Below are 11,452 nucleotides of genomic sequence, written 5' to 3' on the forward strand. Positions count from 1 at the left end.
GTCTCAGCCCTGGCGGTCCCGGGTGGCCTGGCGGTGCCGGCGGACCGCCCGGGTGGCCACCGGCGGCAGCAGGTCGAGCGCCAGCCGGCGGGCCGTCGTCTGCACGGCCGAGCGCGGCCGGCGCTCGGTACGGGCGGGCTCGGGCAGCCGCGGCGGGGCCTCGGGCGGGCGGTCCCGCGGCGGGCGGCCGGCGGGCAGCAGCTTCGCGACACCGCGCCCGGAGAACCGCACCAGGCGCTGCCCGGCGATCACGTCGACGTCCAGGTAGCAGTTCTCGGCGTCGCCGTTGAGCCCCAGCAGCTCCTCCTGCAGCGGCTCGGGGTCGGCCCAGGTGCCGTAGAGCTTCTCCGGGGTGACGCAGAGCGGGTGCAGATCGTGTTCGAAGACCGCCTCCCAGGTGGCGGCGGCCACGCCGGGGGTGTGCGGGGAGCGGAAGTCGTCCAGCACCACGATGCCGTGCTCGGCCAGCACCTTGCCGGCGGTCCGGATGTCCAACGCGACATGCTCGTACAGGTGCGAGGCGTCGATGTGCACGAAACGACAGCTGCTCGTCGCGATCCGGCCGTCCGCGAGCACCGAGGTGGGCGCCTGGACGATGGTGGGCAGGGCCGGGTGGAACGCCAGGTAGTTGTGCTCGAAGGCGGCCCGGGTCAGGGTCTGCCGGTAGGACCTGGTCATCTCGGCGGCGTTGTCGCCGTCTGGCGCGTCGGAGTCGAAGAGGTCACAGATCGTGAAGACCTCGCCCGGCTGGAGGTGGCGTCCCAACAGGATGGCGCTGCGCCCGAGGTAACTGCCCAGCTCCAGCAGGTCACCACGGAGCCCGGTGGCGGTCTGGCGCTTCAGCAGCCATCCGAAGAGCTGCTGGTCGAGCGGCCAGAACCAGCCGGGAACGTCGTCCAGGGTGCGGGGAAGGGGCAGCTGCGCAGGACGGGGGGACGCGGGACGGGGGTCGGTGGTGACCACGATGCCTCCTACGCGCGAGCGGTCCGGCGCCGCCGAGCACAGCCGGCACGGCTGGTAGGGGGAGACGGCGGACCGAGGTGGGCGTGATCCTCGTCACTTTCACTGTCCAGACGAGAATAGGATCATTTCCCCCGGAGCGCCCGTTCGGCCCAACGCTCGACCCGGCCCGATGCGACACCGATCGAGACGTCGACCCGGCCGACTTCCCGGGCCCGGGAGGAGAAGCGGCGCCGAAGCCGGTCAGCAGACCGAACAGGTCGATCCGGACCGGTCCAGTTCCAGTGGGCGGCGGAGGTGAACCCACCGTGACGGGGCGGTTCGCCGCTCGGCCCGGGACTCCCTAACGGCGCAACCGGCCCGGTACGGGATGCCGTCCGTGAGCATCCGTCAGGGGGCCACCGGCTTCGATCCGTTGCCGCTCGCGGTCCCGTCCGGACGGTGCGCGACCCGTCCTCGCGACGCTCGCGCGGTGTGGCCGAGCACGTCGCAGCGGGTGAGCATGGCCGGGTCAGCGACCCTTCGCGGGTGGCCCGGCCCGCTACCGGTGGGCCGCGGCGCCGTGCGAGAACGCCCGCCCGCACGCGGGGCGGCGAGAGGGAGACAACGGCGTGACGGACAGTGACGTGACACCGTCTACGGGAACCGGGCCCGCGCCCGCGCGCGACGGCAAGGCCGTGCGCGACCGCGGGGCCGCGCCGTCGGCGCTCGCCGAGCGGGGGCGCGACCACCACCCCGGACCGGTCGTGCCCCTCCTGGGAACCGCGCGGCACAAGATGAACCCGCCGGAGGTCGGCGGTACCCCGAGCGTCCCGATCGGCCTGCCTGGGGCGGTTCCCGCCCCCGTGGCGGCCGGCGGGACTGGAGCGGGGCAGGGAGCGGCGAGCCCCGGCGTCATGCCGGTGATCCCTGCCCCGCTGACCACACCGACCGGCTCGCCGCCGTCCGGTGAGGACGGTCGGCAGGTGCTCGGCGGCGTCCGCGGCGTGCCCGCCGCCCCGCGACCGGACGCGCGGCACACCTCGTACCCGGCCGCCCGGTCCGTGCCGACCTGCGGCCCGGCCCCGCCGCTGATGGCAATCGCCAAGCGCTACACGGAAGTTGCCGGTCGGGGCCGGGGCGCCGCGTGCCACCGCCGGTGCCACCGGAGGGACGACGGACGGAGACCGGGAGGAGAGCGGACGAGCTGATCGGCGACGGCACAGGAGAGGAACCCGACGGCATGACCTCCACGGACCGCCTGCTCCAGGGCTGGGGCCGGACCACGACCGGGCGTTCGCGGGTGCTCGGCCCACTGGAGCCGGACGCGCTGCGCGCGCTGGTCGCCCGCCGGCCGGAGGGCGGGTTGCTCGCCCGGGGCGCCGGGCGCAGCTACGGCGACGCCGCGCACAACACCGGCGGCCTGGTGCTGGCCCCCGCGATCGCGCCGCACATCGCGGTGGACCCGGTCGCCGGCACGGTCCGGGCCGCCGCCTCGACCACCTTCGCCCAGCTGCTCGCCGCGCTGGTGCCGCACGGTCTGCTGCTCCCGGTACTGCCCGGCACCAGCAGGCTCACCCTGGGCGGCGCCATCGCGGCCGACGTGCACGGCAGGAACCAGCGCACCGACGGCACCCTGGCCCGCTGGCTCGACTCCATCGAACTACTCTGCAGCGATGGCGAGTTGCTGGAGATCAGGGCGGATCGCGATGGGCCGGCCTTCGACGCCACGGTCGGCGGGATGGGTCTGACCGGGGTGATCACGGCCGCCACGCTGCGGCTGGTCCGGGTCCGCAGCGCGCTGGTCGAGGTCGGCTCGCACCGCGCGGCCGACCTGGACGCCGTACTCGCCCTGCTCGACCCGGCACCGAACCGCTACGCGATCGCCCGGGTGGACACCACGGCCGGCGGGCGGGCGCTCGGGCGCGGCATCGTCGACCTCGCCGACCACCGAGCCGTCCCCGACCCGGCCGCCGAGCCGGACGGCCCGCGCTACGCACCACCGCGCGGCCCGCGGGCGCCCCGGCTGCCGGTCGGCGTGGTCAACCCGCTGACCGCGCGCGCCTTCAACGGGCTCTGGTACCACCGCGCGCCCCGCCGGACCCGGACCGTGCAGGACCTGTCGACCTTCTTCCACCGGCTGGACGCCGTACGGGACTGGAACCGGTCGCTCGGGCCGGCCGGGTTCCTGCAGTACCAGTTCGTGGTGCCACCGGCGGCGCACGGCGTGGTCGCCGAGGTGCTGCAGTCGCTCCGCCGGGCCGGCGCCGCGCCGTTCCTGGGGACGCTGGAGCGGTTCGGCCCGGCGAGCGGCGGTCCGCTCTCGTTCCCGATGCCCGGCTGGTCGCTCGCGGTGGACATGCCGGCCGACCGCCCCGGACTCGGCGGCGTGCTCGACGACCTCGACCAGCGGGTCGCGGAGGCCGGCGGGCGGGTCTACCTGGCCAAGGACGCCCGGCTGGGCCGGACCGCGTTCGAGGCGATGTACGGCTCGCTGGAGGAGTGGCGGGCGACCCGCGCACGACTCGACCCGGCCGGGCTGATCCGGTCGGACCTGGGACGGAGACTGGGCCTGTGCTGAAGAAGACGACGTTCCCCACCCCGCCGGGGCGCCCCGCGCGGATCCTCCTGCTCGGCGGGACGAGCGAGATCGGCCTGGAGATCCTGCTCGCCCTCCGGGCCCCGAGCGACACCGAGGTGGTCCTGGCCGGCCGGGACGAGCAGCGCACCACCCGGGCCGCCGCGGCGCTCCCCTACCGGGTGCGGACCAGCCACTTCGACGCCGTCGAAGTGGACACCCACCAGGCCATCGTGGACGAGCTGTTCGCCGACGGGCCGATCGACCTGGTGATCTCGGCGGCCGGGATCCTGGTCCCGCAGGAGCTCCTCGACGAGGACCCGATGCAGGCCGCCCAGCTGCTCGACACCAACCTGACCGGCCAGGTGACCGCCCTGCTGGCCGCGGCCCGCCACCTGCGCGCCCAGGGCCACGGCACGGTCGTGATCCTCTCCTCGGTGGCCGCCGTCCGCCCGCGCCGCGCCAACTACGTCTACGGCGCGGCCAAGGCCGGCCTGGACGCCTTCGCCCGCGGCCTCTCCGACGCCCTGCACGGCAGTGGCGTCCGGGTCCTCCTGGTCCGCCCGGGCTTCGTGATCGGCCGGATGACGGCGGGCATGCCCCCGGCCCCGGCCGCCACCACACCCCCGGCGGTGGGCGCGGTCGTCGCCGCCGCCCTGTCCAGCACGGCATCGGTGGTCTGGATCCCCCGTCGCCTCGCCCTCCTGGCCCAGGCGCTGCGCCTGGTTCCCCGCCCCCTCTGGCGCCGCCTGCGGCGCTGACCCGGACGCCCCTCCGTGCTCGTCCGCTCTCCCGGCACCGACGAATAGTGCGGGGAATGCGGGCGGATATCGGGGCGAAAGGCGGGCGCGGCAGATTCTCCCCGACCACGTACGCACGTACGCACCGGGCCGGAGCGGCCGGGCGGTGGGACGGGAGGAATGGCGTGACGCAGGATGCGGGGCCTCCGGTGGGGGCGAGGGGATTGCGGATCTGTGTGTTCTGCGGAGCCCGGTCCGGGGAGCGGGCCGGGATCACCGAGGCGGCCCGGGAGGTCGGGCGGCTGATCGGGGAGCGCGGGCACCGGTTGGTGTACGGCGGGGGCGGCTCCGGGCTGATGGGTGAGGTCGCCTGGGCCGCCGCCAAGAGCGGCGCGCCGATCACCGGGTACACCCCGCGCTTCCTCTACGAGCGTGAACTCGCCATCGCCGCACCGGATCAGGAGCTGCACCTCACCGACGACATGTTCGAGCGCAAGCGGCTGATGATCGAGCACGCCGATGCCTTCCTCGCACTGCCCGGCGGATACGGCACGCTGGACGAGGTGTTGGACGTCCTGTCGCTCAACTGCCTTGGCGAGCAGGGAAAGCCGCTGGTGCTGGTGGACGCGGAGGGCTTCTGGGGGCCGATCCGGGCGGCGGTGGAGAAGCTGCGCGGGCTGGGGTTCGCGGACCACGGCGAGGGCGTGCTGTTCCGCACCGCGCGCGGTGGCGCCGAGGCGCTGGCGCTGGCGGAGGCCCTCGCCACCGGGGCGCGCACATGACCGCCCCGATCGCACGCACCGCCCTGCGCGTCGACGGGGTGCGCCTGCTCGACGTCCTGGCCCGGCTGGCCGAGATCGGCGCCGATCCCGCCGGCGGGGTCTCCCGGCTCGGGTTGAGTGCCGAGGAGAACGAGGGGCGCGCGTTCCTGCGCGAACTCGCCCGCGACGCGGGCCTGGTGACCGAGACCGACGCCGCCGGCAACCTGTTCGTCCGGCGCCCCGGCGGCCGCCCCGAGGCACCCGTGCTGCTGATGGGCTCGCACCTGGACAGCGTGCGCCAGGGCGGCCGGCTGGACGGCGCGTACGGCGTGGTGGCGGCCGTCGAGGTGCTCCGGGTCTTCGCCTCCGCCACGCCGTGGCTCGAACTGCCCTACGAGCCCGTGGTGGTGGCCTTCGCCAACGAGGAGGGCGCGCTGGTCCAGTACCCGTTCTGGGGCTCCCGGGCGCTCAGCGGGCAGCTGGCGGACGGGCTTTCGGCGCGGGACCGGGCCGGCCGCTCCGTGCGCGCGTACCTGCTGGCGGCGGGCGGCGACCCGGAGCGGTTGGACGCCGCCGCCTGGGCGCCCGGCCGGATCGGTGCCTTCCTGGAGCTGCACATCGAGCAGGGCCCGGTGCTGGAGCGGCGCGGCGTGCAGATCGGGGTGGTGGACGGGATCGTCGGCCGGACCATCTTCGACGCCGAGGTGGCCGGCCAGGTGCAGCACGCGGGCACCACCCCGATGCCCGACCGCCGGGACGCGCTGGCCGCGGCGGCCGACGTGGTGCTGGGCGTGCGGCGGATCGCCGCCACCGAGCGCCTCTGCTCCACCGCCACGGTCGGCTACCTCGACGTCTCGCCCAACGTCACCAACACCGTGCCGGGCACGGTCCGGCTCAGCGCCGAGGTCCGCGACACCGACCCGGAGCGGATCGCCCGGGCCGAGGCGGCCGTTCGCGAGGTGTGCGCGGAGGTGGAGAAGACCACCGGCTGCCGGGTGACGGTCACCGTCGCGGCTCGGTCCCGGCCGGTCTCCACCGACCCGCTGCTGCGCCGCGCGATCGCCGAGGCCGCCGAGGAGTTGGGGCTGACCCGGCTGACCATGCCGAGCGGCGCCGGCCACGACGCGCAGATGGTGGCCGAGATCGCCCCGGTCGGGATGATCTTCGTGCCGAGCCGGGACGGGATCAGTCACGCGCCGGCCGAGGACACCGCACCGGAGGCGCTGGTCTGCGGCGCGGACGTACTGCTGCAGGCCGCACTGCGCGTCCAGGAGCTGGTCACGGCCGTGGAGTTCGGGCCGGCGGCATTCGGCCCGGCGGAGCTCGACCCGACGGAACTCGACCCGGCGCGGACCGGCCGGCACCCGACGACCACCGACGACGGAGGTGGCCGATGAGCGTCTCGGTGCACGTCATCGACGCCTCGCTCGGCATGCCCGCCGCCAACCTGCGGGTCCGCCTGCGCGGCCGCACCGACCTCGCCTGGGAGGACCTCGCCCACAGCAGCACCGACCACCTGGGCCGGCTGGCGCACTGGCACCCGGCCGGGCTGACCCGCGGCACGTACCAGCTGGTGCTCGATCTGGACGGCTACTTCGCCGAGTTGGGCGCGGCGCCGCTCTACCCGCGGGCGATCGTCGAGTTCCGGCTCAGCGACCCCAGCACCGATCTGCACCTGCCGATGATGATCACCCCCACCTCGTACCTCACCTACCGTGGCACCTGAGCGGGGTACGGTATTTCGCCGCGCAGCCCATGAACGAGTCCATGTCAATTTGCCACCGCCATCGTTTCCGGTACCTCGACCCGGCCGGCCACGGCAGGCGCCGCCTGGCGGACGGGCAGCACCCGCACTTTGACCGGATCACCGCCGCCCACCGCAAGGCGCTTGCCGAATACGGACTCCGCCCGACAGTACGCAACGATTGGCAACACGGTCGCAACGAATCCGCTCAGAACATGTCAGGCCCCGCCCCATACCCGTGTGGGACGGGGCCTGTCGCCCTTCGTAGCGCATATCGGTGGATTGCGACTGCCAAACGCACAGGATCGTCCCCCGGGGGCAGTTTCTCGGTTCCTCTCATTGACGCCCAATCTGACGTCATGTGAAATTCCTTCGTAACCGCTGGCCGGGTTCCGGCCCGGGGGACGCTTCGGGGGGCGCGTCCGCCGGTCCGCTCCGGCCCGGCGCGCGCAGCGATGGCCACGGGGGGCCAGACACAGAGTGTATGGGGACATCCCGGTCCGCGCCGGGAGCGTTCGCCGCCCGGCCCCGGTGTGACGTGACGGTGCCCGGCGGGTGCGGGGCAGGGTTGGGCTGCCTCCGCGCGAGGGTCGGGAAGTCCGGCGGTCGCGCGCGGCCTGTGCCGTGCCGTGCGGTTCGCCGTTGCTCCCGTTTCTCCGGCGGTCCCCGCCCAGTTGACGGCGCGGTGATCCGACGAGAACCGCTGAGCAACCAGGAGTTTTTCTTTTGGACTTTCGGATTCTCGGCCCCCTGGAAGTGGCGCACGAGGGTGTTCCGGTCGATGTGAAGGGTCTGCGCCAGCAAACCGTGCTCGCCCTGCTCCTCCTGGAGGCCAATCGGATCGTCCCCAGCGACCGACTGGTGGACGGCGTCTGGGACGAGGATCCGCCCACCACCAGCCGGGGCCAGATCCAGATCGCCATCTCCTCGCTGCGCCAGCAACTGCCGAGCGATGAACTGGGGTTGGGGCGGATCGTCACGCGCGCGCCCGGCTACCTGCTGCGGGTCGCCGACGGCGAACTCGACCTGCGCCTCTTCGACGCCCGGGTCGCCACCGGCCGCCGGCTCGCGGACCAGCGACCGCGGCAGGCGGCGGAGGAACTGCGGGCCGCGCTGGCGTTCTGGCGCGGCCCGGCGCTCTCCGGGATCGGCAGCCGGCTGGTGCGGGCCGGGGTGGCGCAGCTGGACGAGCGCCGGCTGGTGGTGCTGGAGGAGTGCCTGGAACTGGAGCTGGGCCTGGGCGCGCACCACAAGCTGGTCGGTGAGCTGAGCACGCTGGTCGCGGCCAACCCGCTGCGCGAGCGGCTGCGGGTGCTGCTGATGACCGCGCTGTTCCGCGCCGGCCGGCAGGCGGAGGCGCTGGAGGAGTACCGGCGGGCCCGGGAGACCTTCGTCGACGAGCTGGGCATCGAGCCCGGCGAGGAGCTGCGGCGGCTCCAGCAGGCGATCCTGACCAGGGACCCGGTGCTGACCGGCGAGCCGGCCGTCCCAGCCGTCGGAACGCCTGCCGCCGGTACGCCTGCCACGGCCTCCGAGCACCCGGCCGCGGACCCGGCGGCCCCCGCACCGCCCAGCGTGCCACGGCTGCTGCCGGCCGGGATCGCCGACTTCACCGGCCGCGCACAGACCATCGAACGGATCCTGGCCGAGCCGGCCGGCGAGGCGGCGGGCGAGCAGGCGGTCCCGGTCACCGTGATCACCGGCCGTGGCGGGGTGGGCAAGACCACGCTGGCCGTCCACCTGGCACACCGGCTGGCGTCGGCCTTCCCGGACGGTCAGCTGTTCGCCCGGCTCTCCAACGCGGCCCAGCCGGAGAAGGCCTGCGACGTGCTCGGCCGGTTCCTGCGGGCGCTCGGGGTGGCCGCCCCGGCCGTCCCGGACGGGATCGAGGAGCGCGCCGAGATGTACCGGGACCGGCTGGCCGGGCGGCGGGTGCTGGTGGTGCTGGACGACGCGGTGTCGGAGAGCCAGGTGCTGCCGCTGCTGCCGGGCAGCGCGGAGTGCCGGGTGCTGGTCACCTCGCGGCGGCGGTTCACCGGGCTGCCGGCCGCCGACCGGGTCGAGGTGAGCGCCTTCAGCCAGCTCAGTTCGGCCGAGCTGCTGGCCCGGATCGCCGGCCGCTCGCGGATCACCGCCGAGCCCGAGGCGGTGGCCGCGCTGTGCGAGCTGTGCGGCCAACTCCCGCTGGCGTTGCGGATCGTGGCGGCCCGGCTGGCGGCCCGCCCGCACTGGTCGGTCTCCGACCTGATCGAGCGGCTGACCGACGAGTCGCGCCGGCTGGACGAACTGCGGCACGGCGAGATGGGCGTGCGGGCGAGCATCTCGCTCACCTACGAGAGCCTGAGCCCGGACGCCCGGCGGCTGTTCCGGCTGCTGGCGCTGCTGGAGACCCCGAGCTTCGCGTCCTGGATCGGCGCGCCGCTGCTGCGGACCGACCCGCTGCGCGGACAGGACCTGCTGGAGGAGCTGGCCGAGTCCTACCTGTTGGACGTCGAGGTGGACTCGACCACCCGGAGCGCCCGATACCGGTTCCACGACCTGGTACGCACCTTCGCCCGCGAGCGGCTGGCCACCGAGGAGCCGCCGTCGGCCCGGCAGGAGGCGCTGGAGCGGATCCTGGGCGCCCTGCTCTTCCTCACCGGGGAGGCCCACCGGCGGGAGTACGGCGGCGAGTTCATGCTGACCCGTAGTCCGGCCGGCCGCTGGGAGCTGCCGCCCCGGCTGGTGGACCGGGTGTTGGCCGACCCGCTCGGCTGGTACGACCAGGAGCGGATGTGGATCGTCTCGGCGGTCCGGCAGGCCGCCGCCTCCGGACTGGCCGGGCACGCCTGGGGGTTGGCGATGAACGCGGTGACCCTCTTCGAGGCGCGCGCGCACTTCCACGACTGGCGGGAGACCCACGACCTCGCGCTGCGGGCCGCCCGGCAGGCCGGCGACCGGCTGGGCGAGGCCGCGATGCGGTACTCGGCCGGCTCCCTGGACATGTTCGAGCAGCAGTTCACCCCGGCCGCCGAGCAGTTCGAGCGGGCCCTAGCGCTCTACCAGGAACTGGGCGACCGGCACGGCGCGGCCATGGTGTTGCGCAACATGGCCTTCCTGGACCGGATGAACGGTCGGCTGGACGACGCCCTGGACCGCTGCCGGCAGGCGATGGCGGTCTTCGAGGAGGCCGGCGACCGGATCGGCGAGGCGCACGTGCTCAACCACATGGCGCAGATCCACCTGGAGTACGGGGAGCACGAGTTGGCCCGTGGCCTGCTGGAGCGCGCGCTGCGGGTCTGCCAGGGGCTGGGCAACCGGCGGGTGGGCGCGCAGGTGCTGCACCGGCTGGGCGAGGCGCGGCTGGCGCTGGGCGACCTGGACGGCGCGCTGGCCGACTTCCGGCAGGTACTGGCGGACGTCCGGCTGGCCGAGGACCACATCGGCGAGACCTACGCGCTGCTGGGCCTGGCCGAGGTCCACCGGCTGCGCGGCGACCAGGCGGCGGCTGGCGAGCTGCTGGCCGCCGCGGACACCCTCGCGGTGACCGTCGGGGAGCGGCTGGCGGAGGCCCGGGTCGCCCTGGCGCTTGGCGAACTCTCCTTGGAAGCAGACGAGTTGGAGCTGGCCTGGGTACGCGCGGCACGAGCCAGGGAGTTGTTCACCGAGATGCGGGCGCCGCTGTTCCAGGCCTGCGCGCTGGAGCTGTGCGGACGGGTGCACGCGGCGGCGGGGCGACGGGCGCAGGCCGCGGAGTGCCGGCGGGACGCGCTGGCCGCGGTCGTCGGGCTGGACTCGGCCCGGGTGCGGCGGCTGGTGCAGCGGCTCAAGGAGCAGTTGGCGCGGCCCGAGCGGCCGAGCGGCCCGGGTCTGCTCCGGGCCGCCGGCGCCACCCGCTTCCCCGGCAGCTGAACGGACGAGCCGAACGGGCGCCCGGACTCCCCAGGCCGGGCGCCCGTTCGGCGTTTCCCGTGGAATTCGCCCCGACATTCCGGGGGAATTCTCGATTCAGCCCCAGTTGGTGTTCGCGGGAGCCTGCGGAACGCTGGTGGCGACCGGCGCCGGGGTGGTGCCGGCACTCGGCACGGCGGTGCCGGAGAAGCCGGTGGAGAGAACCAGCAGCGCGCCCGCCAGGGCGACCATGACGAGAGTGATTCCGCGAACGACCGACCGGGTGACTGCCACTGGTTCAGCTCCTTCGTCGAGGCCGCCGTCCCGGGCGGCCTGCTGTCTCACTGCCTGACCACCACGCTAGGAACGGCTGCTTTCCGATCGCTATCCGACCGCCCAGCCGCGCTATCGGCCGCCCGGGACCTGCCGATAGGGGATCCATAGCGTCGGAATGGCGGACAAAACCGCAGGTCAGCGCGGTGCAGCCGAGCGGGCCGGGGCACCGGGGCGCGGCCGGGTGGCTCGCCGGCAGCCGGGCGACGGTCCGTCCGGGCCGGTCAGCGGCCATTCGGACCGCCGCGCGAGAGCCCGAACACCGGTGCCACCAATGAGCCTTGACGACCCATTCAGCCCTCCCTACTGTCGGAGCACTCGATGCGGGAATTCCCGTCGCGGCTCTCCGCACCCCCTCCGTACCGAAATCCACCGGCGCCGGCGCGCACCCGCTCCGCCGTATTCCGAGGCCGCCCGAGCGCGGCCGTTCCCGGTGATTGTCCCGGCCTGGCGCCGGGTCACCCCGCTCATCCACCGGACCGACCAG

The 11,452-nt window shown here is 74.5% G+C and carries 8 protein-coding genes; 6 read left to right on the forward strand and 2 right to left on the reverse strand.

Annotated features, from left to right (window positions below; all coding sequences use genetic code 11):
* Positions 1-3: 3 nt before the first annotated feature.
* The gene (locus ACIGXM_RS10395) at positions 4-963 is read right to left on the reverse strand and encodes a class I SAM-dependent methyltransferase (RefSeq protein WP_396558971.1); all 960 of its coding nucleotides are present in this window, start codon (positions 961-963) and stop codon (positions 4-6) included.
* Positions 964-2,182: 1,219 nt separating this feature from the next.
* Here ACIGXM_RS10395 and ACIGXM_RS10400 point away from each other — a divergent pair.
* The 6 genes from ACIGXM_RS10400 (at position 2,183) to ACIGXM_RS10425 (ending at position 10,653) form a co-directional block, all read left to right on the forward strand.
* Positions 2,183-3,520, forward strand: a complete 1,338-nt coding sequence (locus ACIGXM_RS10400; RefSeq protein ID WP_396558973.1) for an FAD-binding protein — start codon at positions 2,183-2,185, stop codon at positions 3,518-3,520.
* On the forward strand, positions 3,514-4,278 hold the full coding sequence (locus ACIGXM_RS10405; protein ID WP_396558975.1) for an SDR family NAD(P)-dependent oxidoreductase: 765 nt from the start codon (positions 3,514-3,516) through the stop codon (positions 4,276-4,278). The genes ACIGXM_RS10400 and ACIGXM_RS10405 overlap by 7 nt, the downstream gene beginning before the upstream one ends.
* Before the next feature lie 215 nt (positions 4,279-4,493).
* Positions 4,494-5,039: a TIGR00730 family Rossman fold protein gene (locus ACIGXM_RS10410; RefSeq protein ID WP_396558977.1), complete on the forward strand. Its 546-nt coding sequence runs from the start codon at positions 4,494-4,496 to the stop codon at positions 5,037-5,039.
* The gene (locus ACIGXM_RS10415) at positions 5,036-6,415 is read left to right on the forward strand and encodes a Zn-dependent hydrolase (RefSeq protein ID WP_396558979.1); all 1,380 of its coding nucleotides are present in this window, start codon (positions 5,036-5,038) and stop codon (positions 6,413-6,415) included. The genes ACIGXM_RS10410 and ACIGXM_RS10415 overlap by 4 nt, the downstream gene beginning before the upstream one ends.
* Positions 6,412-6,744: a hydroxyisourate hydrolase gene (locus ACIGXM_RS10420; protein WP_396558981.1), complete on the forward strand. Its 333-nt coding sequence runs from the start codon at positions 6,412-6,414 to the stop codon at positions 6,742-6,744. Before ACIGXM_RS10415 ends, ACIGXM_RS10420 begins: the two co-directional genes overlap by 4 nt.
* 744 nt (positions 6,745-7,488) lie before the next feature.
* On the forward strand, positions 7,489-10,653 hold the full coding sequence (locus ACIGXM_RS10425) for an AfsR/SARP family transcriptional regulator (protein ID WP_396558983.1): 3,165 nt from the start codon (positions 7,489-7,491) through the stop codon (positions 10,651-10,653).
* A gap of 96 nt (positions 10,654-10,749) precedes the next feature.
* On the opposite strand, the gene ACIGXM_RS10430 is transcribed toward ACIGXM_RS10425, so the two are convergent.
* Positions 10,750-10,926: a hypothetical protein gene (locus tag ACIGXM_RS10430; RefSeq protein WP_396558985.1), complete on the reverse strand. Its 177-nt coding sequence runs from the start codon at positions 10,924-10,926 to the stop codon at positions 10,750-10,752.
* Positions 10,927-11,452 lie beyond the last annotated feature (526 nt).

The organism is Kitasatospora sp. NPDC052896, assembly GCF_044547075.1.
In the GTDB taxonomy this organism is placed as follows: Bacteria; Actinomycetota; Actinomycetes; order Streptomycetales; family Streptomycetaceae; genus Kitasatospora.

What these genes read in the sequence shown, in the direction of transcription:
- ACIGXM_RS10400 (WP_396558973.1), top strand. Translation starts at nt 2,183, where the DNA reads ATGACCTCCACGGACCGCCTGCTCCAGGGCTGGGGCCGGACCACGACC.
- ACIGXM_RS10415 (WP_396558979.1), top strand. Translation starts at nt 5,036, where the DNA reads ATGACCGCCCCGATCGCACGCACCGCCCTGCGCGTCGACGGGGTGCGC.
- ACIGXM_RS10420 (WP_396558981.1), top strand. Translation starts at nt 6,412, where the DNA reads ATGAGCGTCTCGGTGCACGTCATCGACGCCTCGCTCGGCATGCCCGCC.